Source organism: Klebsiella sp. MPUS7, from assembly GCF_009905335.1.
Taxonomy (GTDB): Bacteria; Pseudomonadota; Gammaproteobacteria; order Enterobacterales; family Enterobacteriaceae; genus Klebsiella; species Klebsiella grimontii.
This window is the reverse complement of sequence record NZ_CP047604.1, coordinates 4,430,068-4,450,425: the sequence shown is the minus strand read 5'-3', so window position 1 is coordinate 4,450,425 and position 20,358 is coordinate 4,430,068. Positions and strand designations below refer to the sequence as shown.

Annotated in this window: 17 protein-coding genes; 13 read left to right on the top strand and 4 right to left on the bottom strand. The window is 55.4% G+C overall.

The window, feature by feature from the left end:
* Positions 1-43: 43 nt before the first annotated feature.
* Positions 44-622, bottom strand: coding sequence for a lipoprotein (locus GUC22_RS20785; RefSeq protein ID WP_004129805.1), 579 nt, complete (start codon positions 620-622; stop codon positions 44-46).
* 303 nt (positions 623-925) lie between these two features.
* Here GUC22_RS20785 and bolA point away from each other — a divergent pair, with 303 nt between their 5' ends.
* From bolA to GUC22_RS20735, 9 genes are all read left to right on the top strand, one after another.
* Complete coding sequence (gene bolA, locus GUC22_RS20780; RefSeq protein ID WP_004133447.1) at positions 926-1,243, top strand: transcriptional regulator BolA; 318 nt, start codon at positions 926-928, stop codon at positions 1,241-1,243.
* Between the two features lie 347 nt (positions 1,244-1,590).
* Positions 1,591-2,889: a trigger factor gene (gene tig / locus GUC22_RS20775; RefSeq protein WP_004129807.1), complete on the top strand. Its 1,299-nt coding sequence runs from the start codon at positions 1,591-1,593 to the stop codon at positions 2,887-2,889.
* Between the two features lie 316 nt (positions 2,890-3,205).
* Positions 3,206-3,829: an ATP-dependent Clp endopeptidase proteolytic subunit ClpP gene (gene clpP / locus GUC22_RS20770; RefSeq protein WP_003021624.1), complete on the top strand. Its 624-nt coding sequence runs from the start codon at positions 3,206-3,208 to the stop codon at positions 3,827-3,829.
* Between the two features lie 131 nt (positions 3,830-3,960).
* On the top strand, positions 3,961-5,235 hold the full coding sequence (gene clpX, locus GUC22_RS20765) for an ATP-dependent protease ATP-binding subunit ClpX (protein WP_004099538.1): 1,275 nt from the start codon (positions 3,961-3,963) through the stop codon (positions 5,233-5,235).
* A gap of 183 nt (positions 5,236-5,418) precedes the next feature.
* Positions 5,419-7,773: an endopeptidase La gene (gene lon / locus GUC22_RS20760; RefSeq protein WP_160183747.1), complete on the top strand. Its 2,355-nt coding sequence runs from the start codon at positions 5,419-5,421 to the stop codon at positions 7,771-7,773.
* A 208-nt stretch (positions 7,774-7,981) separates the two neighbouring features.
* Positions 7,982-8,254, top strand: a complete 273-nt coding sequence (hupB, locus tag GUC22_RS20755; protein WP_002444653.1) for a nucleoid-associated protein HU-beta — start codon at positions 7,982-7,984, stop codon at positions 8,252-8,254.
* Between the two features lie 213 nt (positions 8,255-8,467).
* The gene (ppiD, locus tag GUC22_RS20750; protein WP_049088797.1) at positions 8,468-10,342 is read left to right on the top strand and encodes a peptidylprolyl isomerase; all 1,875 of its coding nucleotides are present in this window, start codon (positions 8,468-8,470) and stop codon (positions 10,340-10,342) included.
* A gap of 148 nt (positions 10,343-10,490) precedes the next feature.
* Positions 10,491-10,856, top strand: coding sequence for a helix-hairpin-helix domain-containing protein (locus tag GUC22_RS20740; protein ID WP_160183746.1), 366 nt, complete (start codon positions 10,491-10,493; stop codon positions 10,854-10,856).
* A 110-nt stretch (positions 10,857-10,966) separates the two neighbouring features.
* Entirely contained in the window at positions 10,967-11,368 is a 402-nt protein-coding gene (locus GUC22_RS20735; protein ID WP_004135982.1) for a YbgC/FadM family acyl-CoA thioesterase, read from the top strand.
* Between the two features lie 213 nt (positions 11,369-11,581).
* Here the strand turns inward: GUC22_RS20735 and queC are convergent, their stop codons facing one another.
* Both queC and GUC22_RS20725 read right to left on the bottom strand, forming a co-directional pair.
* Positions 11,582-12,277: a 7-cyano-7-deazaguanine synthase QueC gene (gene queC / locus GUC22_RS20730; protein ID WP_049088798.1), complete on the bottom strand. Its 696-nt coding sequence runs from the start codon at positions 12,275-12,277 to the stop codon at positions 11,582-11,584.
* Between the two features lie 66 nt (positions 12,278-12,343).
* Entirely contained in the window at positions 12,344-14,044 is a 1,701-nt protein-coding gene (locus GUC22_RS20725; RefSeq protein WP_024359041.1) for an SgrR family transcriptional regulator, read from the bottom strand.
* Between the two features lie 126 nt (positions 14,045-14,170).
* On the opposite strand from GUC22_RS20725, the gene cof reads away from it, so the two are divergent.
* Positions 14,171-14,989: an HMP-PP phosphatase gene (gene cof, locus GUC22_RS20720; RefSeq protein WP_024359040.1), complete on the top strand. Its 819-nt coding sequence runs from the start codon at positions 14,171-14,173 to the stop codon at positions 14,987-14,989.
* A gap of 47 nt (positions 14,990-15,036) precedes the next feature.
* Here cof and GUC22_RS20715 read toward each other — a convergent pair whose 3' ends face one another.
* Positions 15,037-16,089 (bottom strand): PLP-dependent cysteine synthase family protein, encoded by a 1,053-nt coding sequence (locus GUC22_RS20715; RefSeq protein ID WP_024359039.1) that lies wholly within the window; start codon positions 16,087-16,089, stop codon positions 15,037-15,039.
* A 115-nt stretch (positions 16,090-16,204) separates the two neighbouring features.
* Here GUC22_RS20715 and GUC22_RS20710 point away from each other — a divergent pair, with 115 nt between their 5' ends.
* The 3 genes from GUC22_RS20710 to GUC22_RS20700 are packed head-to-tail and all read left to right on the top strand — an operon-like array spanning position 16,205 to position 20,249.
* Complete coding sequence (locus tag GUC22_RS20710; RefSeq protein WP_004135994.1) at positions 16,205-16,663, top strand: Lrp/AsnC family transcriptional regulator; 459 nt, start codon at positions 16,205-16,207, stop codon at positions 16,661-16,663.
* Positions 16,664-16,705: 42 nt separating this feature from the next.
* Positions 16,706-18,478, top strand: coding sequence for a SmdA family multidrug ABC transporter permease/ATP-binding protein (locus GUC22_RS20705; protein ID WP_098140397.1), 1,773 nt, complete (start codon positions 16,706-16,708; stop codon positions 18,476-18,478).
* A complete protein-coding gene (locus tag GUC22_RS20700) occupies positions 18,471-20,249 on the top strand; it encodes a SmdB family multidrug efflux ABC transporter permease/ATP-binding protein (RefSeq protein ID WP_004135998.1) in 1,779 nt (592 codons plus the stop codon). Before GUC22_RS20705 ends, GUC22_RS20700 begins: the two co-directional genes overlap by 8 nt.
* The last annotated feature ends 109 nt before the right edge of the window (positions 20,250-20,358 follow it).

Here is a 20,358-nt window from a genome sequence, read left to right as displayed (position 1 = left end):
CTTGTCGTGCAGACCCGACGCGGGGCCGGGTCTGCCGCTTAAATTAACGAGCGTTTTGCTTGATGAAATCGTGAATGCTGGTGTCCTGCGCCATATCGCTAATGGTATCGGTCATCACGCTATTAACCGCATCGGCGATATTCTTGTTCGAGGCCTGAAATGCGCCTTCAACAGAGTAGCTGGCACGATAGTTTTTGGTCATCTTGTTGCCGTTGGCGGCGGTGGCGATAATGGCGATATCGGCTTTGGTGGCGATGTTGTAACGCACGTTACCCTGAGAAACGTCGGCGTACAGTTTATTGACGATGATTTGCAGGTCAACGGCGCCGTTCGGACCAATCATATAGCCACGCGAGGTCATCTGTTTTTCAAGGACTTCCTGCAGTAAGAAACGCAGGTCGCGGGAAGCGGTCAGCGTAACCTGTTGGTTATCGCGAGTGACTTTCGCCAGCGCCTGATCCGGGCGCTGATCGGCGCCGTTAATGCTGACGGTCACGCCCATCAGGCTGGGATCCTGCTGCGGCAGGGTGATTTTCGGTGATACATCAATAGTGGTCGGCGGAGTGGCGCATCCGGCCAGCATAAACAGCGCGACCAAAGGCAAAAGAATTTTCTTAAACATGTTCAGGGTCTCAACGCATGGGAGTAGTAATGAGGACAATTCCCGCCATCATAACATCGCCAACGGCAAGGGGAAGTGGCAACGCATGTAAATTCATCGTCTTGTGCGTTTTCTGTCCTTGCGGCATCGCATATCGCAACTCAGGCGGGGCTTTCAGGATACCGAACCAGTAAAGCCGATACTTTTGCGTGAAAATATCAGAGGAATGCCAATTTTTTGTTGTTTTCGCCCAATGGAAGCGGTAAAAGCGGCTAACATTTAAAGGGAATGGCGGCAATACAGCGTTGTCGGAGGAGAAAATTCATGATGATACGTGAACAGATCGAAGCAAAACTTAGGGCAGCGTTCGACCCGGTGTATCTTGAAGTCGTGGATGAAAGCTATCGCCACAACGTTCCTGCGGGCTCTGAAAGTCATTTTAAAGTGGTGTTGGTGAGCGATCGCTTCCTTGGCGAGCGTTTTCTTAATCGTCACCGTATGATTTACGGAACGTTGACTGAGGAACTATCAAGCACCGTGCACGCTCTGGCGTTGCATACCTACACAATCAAAGAGTGGGAAGGGCTACAGGATACCGTCTTTGCTTCTCCTCCTTGTCGCGGGGCTGGAAGTATCGCGTAGAAATCGCATTTGCAACCGCTGGAGCTTTTCCAGTATGTTGCGTGAAGATTTATGAGAAAACGGCCTGCGGGCCGTTTTGTTTTGCCTGGAAAATGTGCAGTTTGCGCCTTTTTACAGGCAAATTTGCTCGGGAAATGTGAAAAAAGCCGCAGCAGTGGGCGACAACCGTTCTCGACTCACAAAAGTGATGCCGCTATAATGCCGCGTCTTTTATTATGAATGTCTTCGGGATGATTCTGACGACAGGGAATGTGTTTCTGATTTGAAGAGGGCATCCCGGTTCTGCGAAGCAACCTGTTCGCGCTTCCAGAGTTGACCGAGCACTGTGATTTTTTTGAGGTAACAAGATGCAAGTTTCAGTTGAAACCACTCAGGGCCTTGGGCGCCGTGTAACGATTACTATCGCCGCTGACAGCATCGAGAATGCTGTCAAAAGCGAGCTGGTCAACGTAGCGAAAAAAGTTCGCATTGACGGCTTCCGTAAAGGCAAAGTGCCGATGAATGTTGTTGCTCAGCGTTATGGCGCATCTGTTCGCCAGGACGTGCTGGGTGACCTGATGAGCCGTAACTTCGTTGACGCGATCATCAAAGAAAAAATTAATCCGGCCGGCGCGCCGAACTATGTTCCGGGCGAATACAAGCTGGGTGAAGATTTCACCTACGCGGTCGAGTTCGAAGTTTATCCGGAAGTTGAACTGCAGGGTCTGGAAGCGATCGAAGTTGAAAAACCGGTTGTTGAAGTGACCGACGCTGACGTTGACACCATGCTGGATACTCTGCGCAAGCAGCAGGCTAACTGGAAAGATAAAGACGGCGCTGTTGATGCCGAAGATCGCGTTACCGTTGATTTCACCGGTTCCGTTGACGGCGAAGAGTTCGAAGGCGGCAAAGCTTCTGACTTCGTACTGGCGATGGGCCAGGGTCGTATGATCCCGGGCTTTGAAGACGGTATCAAAGGTCACAAAGCTGGCGAAGAGTTCACCATCGACGTAACCTTCCCGGAAGAGTACCACGCTGAAAACCTGAAAGGTAAAGCGGCTAAGTTCGTTATCAACCTGAAGAAAGTTGAAGAACGTGAACTGCCGGAGCTGACTGAAGAATTCATCAAGCGTTTCGGCGTTGAAGATGGTTCCGTCGCCGGTCTGCGCGCTGAAGTGCGTAAAAACATGGAGCGCGAGCTGAAAGGCGCCGTGCGTAACCGCGTGAAATCTCAGGCTATCGAAGGTCTGGTTAAAGCGAACGATATCGACGTTCCAGCCGCGCTGATTGACAGCGAAATCGACGTTCTGCGCCGCCAGGCTGCTCAGCGTTTCGGCGGTAACGAACAACAGGCTCTGGAACTGCCGCGTGAGCTGTTCGAAGAGCAGGCTAAACGCCGCGTTGTTGTTGGCCTGCTGCTGGGCGAAGTGATTCGCACCAACGAGCTGAAAGCTGACGAAGATCGCGTGAAAGGCCTGATCGAAGAGATGGCTTCTGCTTACGAAGATCCGAAAGAAGTGGTTGAGTTCTACAGCAAAAACAAAGAGCTGATGGACAACATGCGCAACGTCGCGCTGGAAGAGCAGGCTGTTGAAGCCGTGCTGGCGAAAGCGAAAGTGTCTGAAAAAGCCACTTCCTTCAGCGAACTGATGAACCAGCAGGCGTAATTTCGCCCCAAGGTTTAAGGTTTGAGTAAAAACCCGTTGCCGAAAGGCCGCGGGTTTTTTTTATTGCAATGATAGCCTTAGGATACGTGCGAAAAGGCGATTTCAGTGATAGCGTTACGACAAAAGATTGTTATGCTTGAATTAAGGCAACGTCATCCCCATAACCGGGAGACGTAACTGCAGTGGCATAACCATGCGCCGTAATGAAGCGTGCATCTATGCACTTCTGCCCAACGGCAGAAATTCTGGCTGATAATCCGTCCGTAAGGTTACAATCAGTGCAGCGGTTTTTTTCAAATTAATCCAGGAGACGGAAATGTCATACAGTGGCGAACGAGACAACTTTGCACCCCATATGGCCCTGGTGCCGATGGTCATTGAACAGACCTCACGCGGCGAACGTTCATTTGATATTTACTCCCGTCTGCTCAAGGAGCGCGTCATTTTTCTGACCGGCCAGGTAGAAGATCACATGGCTAACCTGATCGTGGCGCAGATGCTGTTTCTGGAAGCGGAAAACCCGGAAAAAGATATCTATCTGTACATTAACTCTCCGGGCGGCGTGATTACCGCCGGGATGTCGATTTACGACACGATGCAGTTCATCAAACCGGACGTCAGCACCATTTGTATGGGGCAGGCGGCTTCGATGGGCGCCTTCCTGCTGACCGCAGGGGCTAAAGGTAAGCGTTTCTGCCTGCCGAACTCCCGCGTGATGATTCACCAGCCGCTGGGCGGCTATCAGGGCCAGGCGACGGATATCGAAATCCACGCCCGCGAAATCCTGAAAGTGAAAGGCCGCATGAATGAACTGATGGCACATCATACGGGTCAATCCCTTGAGCAGATCGAGCGTGATACCGAGCGCGATCGTTTCCTGTCTGCCTCAGAAGCAGTGGAATACGGCCTCGTCGACTCCATTTTGACTCATCGTAATTGATGCCCCGGGCGCAAGGGGCCGCTATACTTGTTTGTAAGAGGGCGGCACAACGCTTACCAGCGGTTTGCGCCTGAGAATGGCATTTGCGTCGTCGTGTGCGGCACAAAGAACTTAATAAGAGGTTTGGACTCATGACAGATAAACGCAAAGATGGTTCGGGCAAACTGTTGTACTGCTCTTTTTGCGGCAAAAGCCAGCATGAAGTGCGTAAGCTAATCGCCGGGCCGTCCGTGTATATCTGCGACGAATGCGTTGATTTATGTAACGACATCATTCGCGAAGAAATTAAAGAAGTCGCGCCGCATCGCGAGCGCAGTGCATTGCCGACTCCCCACGAAATTCGCCACCATCTGGACGATTACGTTATCGGCCAGGAGCCGGCGAAAAAAGTGCTGGCGGTGGCGGTATACAATCACTACAAACGTCTGCGCAATGGCGACACCAGCAACGGCGTTGAACTGGGTAAAAGCAACATTCTGCTGATCGGGCCGACCGGCTCCGGTAAAACGCTGCTGGCGGAAACCCTGGCGCGTCTGCTGGATGTGCCTTTCACCATGGCGGATGCCACCACCCTGACCGAAGCCGGTTACGTGGGTGAGGACGTGGAGAACATCATCCAGAAACTGCTGCAGAAGTGCGACTACGACGTACAGAAAGCCCAGCGCGGTATCGTCTACATTGATGAGATTGACAAAATTTCCCGTAAATCGGATAACCCGTCGATCACCCGCGATGTTTCCGGCGAAGGCGTGCAGCAGGCGCTGCTGAAGCTTATTGAAGGTACCGTGGCCGCGGTTCCGCCGCAGGGCGGGCGTAAGCATCCGCAGCAGGAGTTCCTGCAGGTTGATACCTCTAAAATCCTGTTTATCTGCGGCGGCGCGTTTGCCGGTCTGGATAAGGTCATTTCCCACCGTGTAGAAACCGGCTCCGGCATTGGTTTCGGCGCGACGGTGAAGGCGAAGTCCGATAAAGCCAGCGAAGGTGAACTGCTGTCTCAGGTTGAACCGGAAGATCTGATCAAGTTTGGTCTGATTCCTGAGTTCATTGGCCGTCTGCCGGTCGTGGCGACCCTGAGCGAGCTGAGCGAAGAAGCACTGATTCAGATCCTCAAAGAGCCGAAAAACGCCCTGACTAAGCAGTATCAGGCGTTGTTCAGCCTTGAAGGCGCTGAGCTGGAGTTCCGCGACGAAGCGCTGGACGCTATCGCGAAGAAAGCGATGGCGCGTAAAACCGGCGCTCGTGGCCTGCGTTCTATCGTTGAAGCCGCGCTGCTCGATACCATGTACGATCTTCCGTCAATGGAAGACGTGGAAAAAGTGGTCATCGACGCTTCGGTTATCGATGGTCAGAGCAAGCCGCTGCTGATTTACGGCAAACCGGAAGCGCAGCAGGCGTCTGGTGAATAATTAACCAGTTTGCTCAAGCAGTTAACAAAAAGGGGGGATTTTATCTCCCCTTTTATTTTTCCTGCATTCCCGCCGTTGAATGTATGGAATACATCCCCATATACTGGTTTACATATTAACGGCGACGCGTCGTTGAGTTGCGTCGTCGGCTACCTGGCGGACTTTAAACTAAGAGAGAGCTCTATGAATCCTGAGCGTTCTGAACGCATTGAAATCCCCGTATTGCCGTTGCGCGATGTGGTGGTTTATCCGCACATGGTCATACCCCTGTTTGTAGGGCGGGAAAAATCTATCCGTTGTCTCGAAGCAGCCATGGACCATGATAAAAAAATCATGCTGGTTGCGCAGAAAGAAGCCTCGACGGATGAGCCGGGTGTAAACGATCTTTTCACCGTCGGGACCGTGGCGTCTATTTTGCAAATGCTGAAGCTACCGGACGGTACTGTTAAAGTGCTGGTCGAAGGTTTGCAGCGCGCGCGCATCTCTGCGCTGTCTGATAACGGCGAGCATTTTTCGGCGAAAGCGGAATATCTTGAATCGCCGGCGATTGATGAACGCGAGCAGGAAGTGCTGGTTCGTACCGCCATCAGCCAGTTTGAAGGCTACATCAAGCTGAACAAGAAAATCCCACCGGAAGTGCTGACGTCGCTCAATAGCATCGACGATCCGGCGCGTCTGGCGGATACCATCGCTGCGCATATGCCGCTGAAGCTGGCGGACAAACAGTCCGTGCTGGAGATGTCCGACGTGAACGAGCGTCTGGAATATCTGATGGCGATGATGGAGTCGGAAATCGATCTGCTGCAGGTGGAGAAGCGTATTCGCAACCGCGTGAAAAAGCAGATGGAGAAATCTCAGCGCGAGTACTATCTGAATGAGCAAATGAAAGCCATTCAAAAAGAGCTCGGCGAGATGGACGACGCCCCGGACGAGAACGAAGCGCTGAAGCGTAAGATCGACGCGGCGAAAATGCCGAAAGAGGCAAAAGAGAAAACCGAAGCGGAACTGCAAAAACTGAAAATGATGTCCCCGATGTCGGCGGAAGCTACCGTCGTTCGCGGCTACATCGACTGGATGGTGCAGGTACCGTGGAACGCTCGCAGCAAGGTTAAAAAAGACCTGCGTCAGGCTCAGGAGATCCTCGATACCGATCACTACGGCCTTGAGCGCGTGAAGGATCGCATTCTTGAGTACCTCGCGGTGCAGAGCCGTGTTAACAAGCTCAAAGGGCCGATCCTGTGCCTGGTTGGGCCTCCGGGGGTAGGTAAAACCTCTCTCGGCCAATCCATCGCCAAAGCAACTGGACGCAAATATGTGCGTATGGCGCTGGGCGGCGTGCGTGATGAAGCGGAAATCCGCGGTCACCGCCGTACCTATATTGGCTCAATGCCGGGCAAACTGATCCAGAAAATGGCTAAAGTGGGCGTTAAAAACCCGCTGTTCTTGCTGGATGAGATCGACAAGATGTCTTCTGACATGCGCGGCGATCCGGCCTCGGCGCTGCTGGAGGTGTTGGATCCGGAACAGAACGTGGCCTTTAACGACCACTATCTGGAAGTGGATTACGATCTCAGCGACGTGATGTTCGTTGCGACCTCTAACTCCATGAACATTCCGGCGCCGCTGCTGGATCGTATGGAAGTGATCCGCCTCTCCGGCTATACCGAAGATGAGAAGCTAAACATCGCCAAACGCCATCTGCTGTCAAAACAGATTGAGCGTAACGCGCTCAAGAAAGGCGAGCTGACGGTGGATGACAGCGCGATTATCGGCATCATTCGCTACTACACCCGTGAAGCGGGCGTGCGTGGTCTGGAGCGTGAAATCTCGAAACTGTGCCGCAAAGCGGTGAAACAGCTGCTGCTGGATAAGTCGCTGAAACACATCGAGATTAACGGCGACAACCTGCACGATTTCCTTGGCGTGCAGCGCTACGACTTTGGTCGTGCGGATAGCGAAAACCGCGTAGGTCAGGTGACCGGACTGGCGTGGACGGAAGTGGGCGGCGATCTGCTGACCATTGAAACCGCCTGCGTTCCGGGTAAAGGCAAACTGACCTACACCGGTTCACTGGGTGAAGTCATGCAGGAATCCATCCAGGCGGCGCTGACGGTGGTTCGTTCACGTGCGGATAAGCTGGGTATTAACTCAGACTTTTACGAAAAACGTGATATTCACGTTCACGTGCCGGAAGGCGCTACGCCGAAGGATGGTCCAAGCGCCGGTATCGCGATGTGCACCGCGCTGGTTTCCTGCCTGACGGGTAATCCGGTACGCGCCGACGTGGCGATGACCGGTGAGATTACCCTCCGTGGCCAGGTATTGCCGATTGGTGGTCTGAAGGAAAAACTGTTGGCCGCGCATCGCGGCGGCATTAAGACTGTTCTGATTCCTGATGAAAATAAACGCGACCTTGAAGAAATTCCGGATAACGTTATCGCCGATTTAGATATCCATCCGGTGAAACGAATCGAGGAAGTTCTGGCACTTGCGCTGCAGAACGAACCGTTTGGAATGGAAGTCGTCACGGCAAAATAGTGATTTCGCGCAAATAGCGCTAAGAAAAATAGGGCTGGTAAGTAAATTCGTACTTGCCAGCCTTTTTTTGTGTAGCTAACTTAGATCGCTGGCAGGGGGGTCAATTACAACTCTGTTGTAAGGGCATGACAGTCCTGATATAACTGCTGCGCGGTCGCGCCACGAAGGATTCTGGTGCGATATAAATTATAAAGAGAGGAAGAGAACAGTGAATAAATCTCAACTGATTGACAAAATTGCTGCCGGTGCGGACATTTCTAAAGCCGCAGCTGGACGTGCGTTAGATGCTTTAATCGCTTCTGTTACTGAATCTCTGCAGGCTGGAGATGACGTTGCGCTGGTAGGGTTTGGTACTTTTGCTGTTAAAGAGCGCGCTGCCCGTACTGGTCGCAATCCGCAAACAGGCAAAGAAATCACCATTGCTGCTGCTAAAGTTCCGGGTTTCCGCGCAGGTAAAGCGCTGAAAGACGCGGTAAACTGATCGACTTCCCCACTGGGGTCTGTGACGAAGTACAAGGGCGCATCGCAAGATGTGCCTTTTTTATTTGCCAGAATGCGACTTAATGTGAGTTTATACGCACTTGTGGGCTGACAATCACCCCGTTTTCTTGTCAAAATACGTCCTCACGCGCGGCGGCCATCACATGCTATGCTGCGCGAGCTAAAGTCATCTACAGCGGAGCGTTGTTACACCATGATGGACAACCTACGCACGGCCGCCAACAGCGTCGTGCTCAAGATTATTTTCGGTATCATTATCGTCTCGTTCATTTTGACCGGGGTGAGTGGTTACCTGATTGGCGGTGGCAACAACTATGCCGCAAAAGTTAATGACCAGGAGATTGGTCGCACACAGTTTGAGAATGCCGTTGCCAGCGAGCGTAATCGCATGCAGCAGCAGCTTGGCGACCAGTTCTCAGAGCTGGCGGCTAATGAAAATTACATGAAGACCATGCGTCAGCAGGTGCTGAACCGTCTGATTGACGAAGCGCTGCTCGATCAGTACGCCCGTGAGCTCGGTCTCAATATCAGCGATGACCAGGTCAAGCAGGCGATCTTCCAGACCCAGGCTTTCCAGGCGGATGGCAAATTTGATAACGAGCGCTTCAGCCGTATCGTTAATCAGATGGGGATGACGACGGATCAGTACGCGCAGGCGCTTCGTAATCAGCTGACGACTCAGCAGTTGATCAACGCCGTAGCCGGTACCGACTTTATGCTGCCGGGCGAATCCGACCAGCTGGCGGCGCTGGTTTCTCAACAGCGCGTCGTCCGTGAAGCGACTATCGACGTGAACGCGCTGGCGGCGAAGCAAACCGCTACCGACGATGAAATCAACGCCTTCTACCAGCAGAATCAGGCGCGTTTTATGGCCCCGGAGCAGTTCCGCGTAAGCTATATCAAGATGGACGCTGCGAGCATGCAGGAAAACGCCTCTGACGAAGAAATTCAGTCATGGTACGACCAGCATCAGGATCAGTTCACTCAGCCGCAGCGTAACCGCTACAGCATCATCCAGACCAAAACCGAAGCGGATGCTCAGGCGGTGCTTGATGAGCTGAAAAAAGGCGCTGATTTCGCCGCGCTGGCCAAAGAAAAATCAACCGATATCATCTCTGCCCGCAACGGTGGTGATATGGGCTGGCTGGAAGATGCGGCTACCGTGCCGGAGCTGAAAGAGGCCGGTCTGAAAGAAAAAGGCCAGCTATCAGGCGTAATTAAATCTTCCGTCGGTTTCCTGGTGGCGCGTCTGGATGACGTTCAGGCCGCGCAGGTTAAACCGCTGGCTGAGGTTCGCGATGATATCGCGGCGAAAGTGAAGCAGGAAAAAGCGCTGGATGCGTACTACGCGCTGCAGCAGAAAGTGAGCGACGCGGCGAGCAACGATAATGAGTCGCTGGCGGGCGCCGCCCAGGTTGCCGGTCTGAAAGTGGTTGAAACCGGCTGGTTTGGCCGCGACAGCCTGCCGCAAGAGCTGAACTTCAAGCCGGTCTCTGAAGCCATCTTCAACGGCGGTCTGGTTGGCGACAACGGCACGCCGGGCAGCAACTCCGATATCATCACCGTTGACGGCGATCGCGCGTTTGTTCTGCGCATCAGCGAGCATAAAGCGGAGGCGGTTAAGCCACTGGCGGATGTGAAAGCGCAGGTGAGCGATATCGTTAAGCGCAACAAAGCGGAACAGCAGGCGAAGCTGGACGCCGATAAGCTGCTGACGGCCCTGAAAGAGGGTAAAGGCGATGAAGCGATGAAAGCCGCGGGCCTGAGCTTTGGCGCGCCGCAGACGCTGTCACGCACCGGTCAGGAAGCGCTGAGCCAGTCAGTCTTTGCGCTACCGCTGCCGCAGTCGGGTAAGCCAAGCTACGGCGTGGGCTCCGATCTGCAGGGCAACGTGGTGCTGCTGGCGCTGGAGGAAGTGAAAGCGGGTACGATGCCGGAAGAGCAGAAAAAAGCGATGATTCAGGGGATCACCCAGAATAACGCCCAGATCGCTTTCGAAGCGCTGATGAGCAACCTGCGTAAAGCGGCCAAAATTAAGGTCGGCGACATCATCGACCAGCAACAATAATTTCGCGCTGCTTCGCAAAAGCAAGTAACGTAATGTAATCCTCAAAGGCCGCTTTCGCGGCCTTTTCCATTTCTGCATTTTGTCTTTTGTACTCTTTTTCCCTCGTCGTTATCGTGCTCTTGCTGTCAACAAACAAGGAGATAACAGCATGAAACGAGGAATGAAATCGCTTATTGCCGCGGTACTGGTTTGCGCGGCGGGGAGTCAGATAGCGCAGGCGGCGCCCTCTGCGGATAAAGCGTCGGCGACGGTAAAGGAGAGCGTGCAGTCGCCGCAGGCAAAAGCGCCGGATGGGTTAAACGCGGCCGATAGTGAAGGCACCAGGGTGAGTATTAATCACGCCAGCGCGGAGGAGTTGGCTAAGGCGTTGAATGGCGTCGGTCTGAAGAAAGCGCAGGCTATCGTGAGCTATCGCGAAGAGTACGGGCCGTTTAAAACCGTTGACGACCTTAAGCAGGTCCCCGGTATGGGCAACTCGCTGGTAGAGAGAAACCTGTCACATCTGAAGCTGTAAATTTTCAGCGGAAGTTTGCACAGTCGTTATTATTTGCCAGAATGAAGAGGTCACACAAGTGGTGTGACCTCTGACCTCAAAACAACAATTAATGATAAGGCATTCGCGCTATGCAGACTCAAATCAAAGTTCGCGGCTATCATCTGGATGTATATCAGCACGTCAACAATGCGCGTTATCTGGAGTTTCTCGAAGAGGCGCGCTGGGATGGTCTGGAAAGCAGCCCGGCTTTCCAGTGGATGACCGCGCGCAACATCGCCTTTGTGGTGGTGAATATCAATATCAACTATCGCCGACCGGCGGTTCTGGGCGATGTGTTAACCGTCACCAGCAAGCTCGAAAAGCTCAATGGAAAAAGCGGGACGTTAAGCCAGGTGGTCACCCTCAATCCTAACGGCGAAGTGGTCGCCGATGCGCTTATCACGTTTGTCTGTATCGATCTAAAAACGCAGAAAGCGCTGCCGCTGGAGGGCGAACTGCGGGAGAAGCTGGAGCAGCTTGAGCCTCGTTAACCGGCCAGCCGGAGGGGGATGTCCCGGAGGCGGTGCTGCGCACCTGTCCGGGCTACACGTCCCCAGTAGCCTGCGCTCCGGTAGCCCGGGCAGGCGCATCGCGCCGCCCCCGGGGCGAGGGCGCAGAAAGTTGCACAATTTCCCCGAAGGCGCTGCTGCGTATCTGACCGGGCTAAGCGCCTTCTGCCGCCCGCGATGCCGGGAAATAACCGCTTACTGGAGCCCGGTTTTCTGCTTCATCACCGTCATCACGCCAACCTTATCGCCAAGATAGTGGTTCAGGCCGTTGGCGCGTAGATTACAGGCGGCGCACTGCCCGCAGCCGTCGCCTTTAATGCCGTTATAGCAGGTCAGGGTTTCATGGCGCACCAGCGCTAACTGGCCCCAGTAATCGGCTAAGGCCCAGGTCTCGGCTTTGTTAAGCCACATCAGCGGCGTCTCGAAGCGAATATCTTTCGCCATTCCGAGGCTGACGGCATGGTGCAGCGCTTGCACGAACTCGTCGCGGCAGTCCGGGTAGCCCGAAAAATCGGTCTCGCAAACGCCGGTGATAATCGCTTCCGCCTTAACCTGATACGCGTAAATCGCCGTCAGGGTTAAAAACAGAATGTTGCGGCCGGGGACAAAAGTATTGGGGATACCGCTGGCGTCTGGCTCGTAATCCGGAACCGGAATGCTATCGCGGGTCAGGCTGCTGACCGCCAGTTCGTTAAGCAGCGTGACATCAAGGACCTTATGGGCGACGGCCCCCAGCTTCAGCGCCAGTTCGCGAGCAACGTCAATCTCCGCGCGGTGGCGTTGGCCATAATCAAAAGTGACGCAATGCACTTCATCATACTGTTGCAGAGCCTGCACCAGGCAGGTCGTCGAATCTTGTCCTCCGCTGAAGACAACTACGGCGCGTTTCATGATAATTCCTGACAATCGAAGTGAAGCGCATATGGTAGCGCCTGATGGGCGCGACCACCAGCTCTGTCACGGCGCTGAGGCCGGTAGCCAGGCGCTGGCGAAGTCAAACCAGCCTCGAGCGTTGAGGCGTAGCCCGTTAACCCCCGGCGGCGCGCTGATGCGATAATTATAATTGAACAGCGGCGTCATGATGGCATCATCCATCAGTCTGTTAAAGACGTTGCGCAAAGCTTCGCTGCGGCTGCGTTCGTCCGGTAGGGCCTGAACGGCATCCAGCGTCGCCTGAAGATGCGCATATTGCGCCCCGGTCAACAAATTAGGCCACAGTGCGTCGCAGCGTAGCCACTGCTCCAGAGCATAGACCGGCGCTTCGCCGATCAGGCGGTCACCCATCATCAGGTCTGCCTTCGCAAAGTGCCCGCAGCCATCCCAGTTTTTTGCATCATGAAAAATAATCGTCAGCTCGCAGCCCAGCTCTGCCAGCCGTTGCCGAAGCTGCTCCGCCATGGCGTGTAGCTCTACGGGAAGGTGATAGAGCAGGGTAAGCCGTTCAGGCAGAGGGGTATCATAATTTTCAGGCCCCTGCGGAATAGACCAGCCCGGCAATATTTCATTGCTTGGCGCGATCAGATCCTCATCCAGCGGCAGGGTTTCTAACAGGGTGGAGCGATGAATCAGCGAGACCAGCCTTTGCGCCTGCGCTTTGTTAAGACGAGGGCTCTGGCGCAGCGTCAGATAGCAAAAACCGAGGCTAATACTGTTGCTGACCTGACGTAGCCTGGTCAGCTCGTCAGGATCGCCAATGGTTATCTGTACCGGATGACGACAGCTGGTGCCCAGATCCTGCTCGAACAGCTGCGGCGTTATCCAGTATTCCACGGCCTGCAGCAGCGGGTGAGTGAGATGATAGCGCTGATGGTTTTCCAGCCGCACCAGTTCCGGGGTAAATAACTTTAGCCGAAAGGGTCCGCTACCGATCGCCGGATCGTCCGGATGCGCCAGCACGCTGCAGTAGCTGGCAAGGCGGAACGGTAGCCAGTAATCCGCGCGGTGCAGGGTGATGGTCAGACATTGCGAGTGGGTGACGTTAATCTCGCTAATACTGGCGAACAGCGTACGCAGCGCGGGTAGCTGCAGCAGCATCAAAAGCCGCTGCTGCAGCTGTGAGGTCTTAATTGGATCGCCGTTATGCCAGAACAGGGTTGAACGAATATAAAAATGCCAGCGCAGACCGTCCGGCGATACTTCCCAGTGATGGGCTAAATCGCCTATCGGACAGGTACTGTGCGCATCGAATCGGGTCAGGCCGGAAAATATCTCCCCGGCCAGGTGCTGCTCCGCGCGTCCCGGCATAAAACCCGGGCGCAGCGGCTCCAGCGGACGGTAGTAAGGAATACGCAGGGTAGGCGTATCGTTCTGCCATTGGCCGCCGAGAAAGGGGGAAAGCAGCGCTTTAAGCTCTACAGGCGCCAGCTGCGCCAGTTCGAGGGCGTTCTGCTGCTGTCCTTTACTTAGCGCCTGCTCCATCATTTCATTGCGCAGCGTTTCCGGTGCTTTGTAAAACTGGAGTAGCCCGCGCTTTCCGCGACCGGAGCTGGCCTGCCAGCGTAGCCAGCCGGATTCTTGCGCCTGGCGCAGCAGGGTACGGATATGGCGTTCGCTGCAAAAGCAGCGCTCCGCCAGCTCGCCGACGGTAACCTGCTGCGGCTCGCCCGAGGAGGGTTCCCAGAGCCGCTGGTACTGATGGAGACGGTTTAATAGCCTCATATCTGTTTAATCCTGCGCTATATCCGTAAACCCGGAACAATAAAATTCATCTATTCACTATTACTTCCGTATATCTCAGGCAATACTGCAACACAAGCAAAATCCACCACCACTGGGGAGCAGGAGATGGCAAGACTGGCTGCATTTGATATGGACGGTACGCTACTGATGCCGGACCATCGTCTGGGAGAAAAAACGCTGTCGACGCTAAAACGTCTGCGCGATCGCGATATCACCCTGACTTTCGCCACCGGTCGCCATGCTCTGGAGATGCGCCACGTTATTGGCGAGTTTTCTCTGGACGCGTTTTTAATTACCGGCAACGGGACGCGCATTCACTCTCTGGAAGGCGAAGAGCTGTATCGCCGCGATCTGGCCCCCGATGTGGCGGAAGAGGTGCTGCACAGCGCCTGGGAAACCTCAGCCAGTATGCATTTTTTCAACGACGGCGGCTGGTACACCGGGCAGGAGATTCCCGAAATATTGAAAGCGCACGTTTTTAGCGGTTTTCGCTACCAGTTGTACGATCCTAAGCGGATGCCGGCGCATCAGGTTACGAAAATCTGCTTCTGCGGCGATCATGACGATCTGCGGCGGCTGCGGATCCAGCTGAATGAAGCGCTCGGCGGCCGGGCGGATCTCTGTTTTTCAGCGATGGATTGTCTCGAAGTTTTGCCCGGCGGCTGTAACAAAGGCGCGGCGCTGGCGGTACTAAGCCAGCATCTTGGCCTGACGTTACAGGATTGCATGGCGTTCGGTGACGCCATGAACGACCGGGAAATGCTCGGCAGCGTTGGCCGTGGGGTGATTATGGGCAATGCGATGCCTCAGCTGAAAATTGAACTTCCGCATCTACCGGTTATTGGCGACTGCCGTCATCAGGCCGTTTCCCACTTTTTGACTCATTGGCTGGATAATCCTGATCTTCCTTATTCCCCCGAATAAAGAGACCCTGCCAGCAAGCCAGATATCCCGTGATATTCTGGCTTTTTTTATTTTGCGCGCAGCATTTCGGCGATCTGCGCCTGCCACGGGGAAATATCGCCGATATTGGCCGCAACCCACTGCGGGTTGTAGTAGGTCTCCAGATAACGTTCACCGCTGTCGCACAGCAGCGTGACAATAGAGCCGGAGCGCCCCTCTTCGCGCATCCGCACGGCCAGCTGCAGTACGCCCCACATATTGGTGCCGGTTGATGCGCCGACCTTACGCCCGAGCAGCGTTTCCAGCCATAGGGCGGTGGCGACGCTGGCGGCATCCGGTACCCGCAGCATCTCATCGACCACATCGGGAATAAATGAAGGTTCGACGCGCGGGCGGCCAATGCCCTCAATTTTGCTACCGACCGGGCTGCGCAGGCTGGCGTCGCGGCTTTGCCAGTAGTCCAAAAATACTGAGTTTTGTGGGTCAACCACCAGCAGCTGCGTATCGTAACCCTGACTGCGAATATAGCGGCCGATGGTTGCTGAGGTACCGCCGGTGCCCGCGCTCATCACGATATGCGACGGCTGCGGGTGCGGCTCATGGCTCATCTGGCGGAAGATACTGTCGGCGATATTATTGTTTCCCCGCCAGTCGGTCGCCCGTTCGGCAAAGGTAAACTGATCCATATAATGCCCGTTCAGCTCGCGCGCCAGGGTTTCGGAGGCGGCATAGATTTCGCAGGCGCTATCGACAAAATGACAGCGGCCGCCGTAGAACTCAATTTGTTCAATTTTACGTTTTGCCGTACAGGAAGGCATCACGGCGATAAACGGCAGACCTAACAGACGGGCGAAGTAGGCTTCAGAGACGGCGGTTGAACCCGAAGAAGATTCAATAATCGTCGTCCCTTCTTTAATCCAGCCGTTGCACAGACCATAGAGGAACAGCGAGCGGGCCAGGCGATGCTTCAGGCTACCGGTTGGATGGGTGCTTTCATCTTTCAGATAGAGCTGGATCCCAGGGAACTCCGGCAGCGCCAGACGAATCAGGTGCGTATCGGCGGAACGCTGATAATCGGCATTAATTTCACTAATCGCGTGTTTTATCCAGGCGCTGTTCATCTCTGTTTCCTGTTTGTCATTTTGTGCCCAGCTTAGCGGAATTCGAAGGAAAAATTGTTGCCATTTAGCCTTTCAATTACAATGAATGGAGTAAATTTTTCTCCTGAGGTGAGTAATGTTAGATAAAATTGACCGTAAGCTGCTTTCTTTACTGCAAACCGACTGTACCCTCTCTTTGCAGGCGCTGGCTGATGCCGTTAATCTGACCACCACGCCCTGCTGGAAGCGCCTGAAGCGTCTGGAAGACGAAGGTATCCTGCGCGGGCGAGTCGCTCTGCTGGATGCGGAAAAGGTCGGACTTGGGCTGACGGCGTTTGTGCTGATTAAGACTCAGCACCACAGTAGCGACTGGTATTGCCGCTTCGTCAGCGAGGTCACCCAGATGGCGGAGGTTCTCGGTTTCTGGCGTATGGCGGGGGAGTATGACTACCTGCTGCGGGTCCAGGTTGCGGATATGAAAAACTACGATGATTTTTATAAACGCCTGGTAAACAGCGTACCGGGGCTCTCGGATGTCACTTCGAGTTTTGCCATGGAACAGATAAAATACACGACAGCCTTGCCGATTGATTAACGGCATCAGCCGCTACGAATTACACACTCAGGATTTAACTGCTTGCGATTATTTGCTCAACTTAGCTGGTATTTCCGCCGGGAGTGGCGCCGTTACCTCGGCGCTATTGCTCTGCTGATTGTCATTGCCATCCTGCAACTGGTGCCGCCAAAGGTGGTGGGCATCGTGGTTGATGGCGTCACAAAACAACATTACACCGCGGAAAAGGTGTGGATGTGGATTGGCCTGCTGGTCGTTATTGCGGTGATGGTCTATCTGCTGCGCTATGTCTGGCGCGTGCTGCTTTTCGGCGCCTCTTATCAGCTAGCCGTCGAACTGCGTGAGGATTTCTATCGCCAGCTCAGCCGCCAGCATCCGGCCTTTTACCTGCGCCACCGTACCGGCGATCTGATCGCGCGGGCGACCAACGACGTGGATCGGGTGGTGTTCGCCGCTGGCGAAGGGGTGTTAACGCTGGTGGACTCCCTGGTGATGGGCTGCGCGGTGCTGATTGTTATGTCGACGCAAATCAGCTGGCAGTTAACCCTGCTGGCGCTGCTGCCGATGCCGCTGATGGCGCTGGCGATCAAGCGTAACGGCGATGCATTACATGAGCGTTTTCGCGTCGCTCAGGCGGCGTTCTCCAGCCTCAACGACCGCACCCAGGAGAGCCTCACCAGCATCCGCATGATCAAAGCCTTTGGTCTCGAAGATCGACAGTCGGCGCTTTTTGCCGCCGATGCCGCGGATACCGGCGCAAAAAATATGCGCGTGGCGCGCATCGACGCGCGCTTCGACCCGACGATTTATATCGCCATCGGTACTGCTAACCTGCTGGCCATCGGCGGCGGCAGCTGGATGGTGATCCAGGGCAGTCTGACCCTGGGGCAGCTCACCAGCTTTGTGATGTACCTCGGCCTGATGATTTGGCCGATGCTGGCGCTGGCGTGGATGTTTAACATCGTTGAGCGCGGTAGCGCGGCCTATGCGCGCATTCGCACCATGCTGGAAGAGGCGCCGGTGGTGAACGACGGCAGCGAGCCGACGCCGGAAGGCCGCGGTACGCTCAGCGTCGCCGTGCGCGAGTTTATCTATCCGCAGGCGAATAAGGCTTCGCTGGAAAAGGTCAATTTTACGCTACAGCCCGGGCAGATGCTGGGGATTTGCGGGCCGACCGGCTCCGGCAAGAGCACCATTCTGGCGCTGATTCAGCGCCACTTTGACGTGACTGAAGGCGATATCCGCTTCCATGACGTTCCCCTGACCCGGCTACAGCTCGATAGCTGGCGCGCCCGTCTGGCGGTGGTTAATCAGACACCGTTCCTGTTCTCCGATACCGTCGCCAGCAACATCGCCCTTGGTAAACCGGATGCTACGCAGGAGCAAATCGAACACGTTGCGCGGCTTGCCAGCGTTCATGAGGATATCCTGCGCCTGCCGCAGGGATATAACACCGAAGTCGGCGAGCGCGGCGTGATGCTTTCCGGCGGGCAAAAGCAGCGAATTTCCATCGCCCGCGCGCTGCTGCTGGAGGCGGAGATTCTGATCCTTGATGATGCCCTGTCGGCGGTAGATGGCAGAACGGAGCACCAGATTTTGCATAACCTGCGGCAGTGGGGAGAAGGGCGGACGGTGATCATTAGCGCCCATCGCCTGTCGGCGTTGACCGAGGCCAGCGAAATTCTGGTGATGCAGCACGGGCACATTGCCCAGCGCGGTCGCCATGAGGCTCTGGCGGCGCAGCCGGGATGGTATCGGGACATGTACCGTTATCAGCAGCTGGAAGCGGCGCTGGATGATGCCCCGCAGGAAGATGAGGAGGTCGCCGGTGCGTAGTTTCACTGAACTCTGGCCGACGTTAAAGCGCCTGCTGGCCTACGGCTCCCCGTGGCGTAAACCGCTGATGATTGCCGTTGCCATCATGTGGGTTGCGGCGGTGGCTGAAGTCAGCGGCCCGCTGCTGATCAGCTATTTCATCGACAATATGGTGGCGAAGAACTCGCTGCCGTTGAAACTGGTCTGCGGCCTCGCCGTGGCCTATATCGGCCTGCAACTCCTTGCCGCTGGCCTGCATTACTGCCAGGCGCTGCTGTTTAATCGCGCGGCGGTCGGCGTGGTGCAGCAGCTGCGCAGCGATGTAATGGATGCCGCGCTGCGCCAGCCGCTCAGCGAGTTTGATACGCAGCCGGTCGGGCAGCTCATCTCTCGGGTGACCAACGATACCGAAGTCATTCGTGACCTGTACGTGACCGTGGTGGCCACCGTACTGCGTAGCGCCGCTTTGATTGGCGCGATGCTGGTGGCGATGTTCAGCCTTGACTGGCGGATGGCGCTGGTGGCTATCGCTATTTTCCCGGCGGTGCTGATCGTGATGATGATTTATCAGCGCTACAGCACGCCCATCGTCAGGCGGGTCCGCGCCTGGCTGGCGGATATCAACGATGGTTTTAATGAAGTGATTAACGGCATGGGCGTTATCCAGCAGTTCCGCCAGCAGGCGCGGTTCGGCGAGCGGATGCGCGAGGCCAGCTACGCCCACTATCTGGCGCGTATGCAAACTCTGCGTCTTGATGGCTTCCTGCTGCGTCCGCTGCTGAGCCTGTTCTCTTCATTAATTCTCTGCGGCCTGCTGATGCTGTTTGGTTTCAGCAGCAGCGGAACGATCGAAGTCGGGGTGCTCTACGCCTTTATTAGCTACCTTGGGCGACTGAACGAGCCGCTGATCGAGCTGACCACCCAGCAGTCAATGCTGCAGCAGGCGGTCGTCGCGGGCGAGCGCGTCTTCGAGCTGATGGATAAACCGCGTCAGGCGTGGGGTGAAGATAGCGAGCCGCTGCGCAGCGGAGCAATTAGCATCGATCATCTCTCTTTTGCCTACCGCGACGATAGCCTGGTGTTGCAGGATATTAATCTCGATATCCCGTCCCGCAGCTTTGTGGCGCTGGTTGGCCATACCGGGAGCGGTAAAAGCACCCTGGCCAGCCTGATGATGGGCTACTACCCGTTAACTCAGGGAGAGATTCGCATCGATGGTCGTCCGCTTTCTTCCTTAAGCCACAGCGCGCTGCGTCAGGGGATTGCGATGGTGCAGCAGGATCCGGTGGTGCTGGCTGATACCTTCTATGCCAACGTTACTCTCGGTCGCGACATCAGCGAAGAGCAGGTCTGGGAGGCGCTGGAAGCGGTCCAGCTGGCAGATCTGGCCCGTGAAATGGAAAACGGGATTTATACGCAGCTGGGCGAGCAGGGGAATAACCTCTCCGTTGGCCAGAAACAGCTGCTGGCGCTGGCGCGGGTACTGGTCGATACGCCGCAGGTGCTGATTCTTGATGAGGCGACGGCCAATATTGATTCCGGTACCGAGCAGGCGATTCAGCAGGCTCTGGCCCGGGTGCGCGAGCACACGACGCTGGTGGTGATTGCGCATCGCCTATCGACCATCGTCGAGGCCGATACGATCCTGGTGCTGCACCGCGGTCAGGCCGTAGAGCGCGGAAACCATCAGCAGCTGCTGGCGGCCAAAGGCCGCTACTGGCAGATGTATCAGCTGCAGCTGGTTGGCGAAGAGCTGGCGGCCAGCACGCAGGAAGAGTCGCTGATCGCCTGATGCACCATAATCAGGCAGTCGCGATCCCGCGGCCTGAGGTGGTGCAAAAAAGTCACATATCGCGCACTGAAATGGTGCGGTTTTAGCCGAAAGAGCCAGTTTGCCGCTT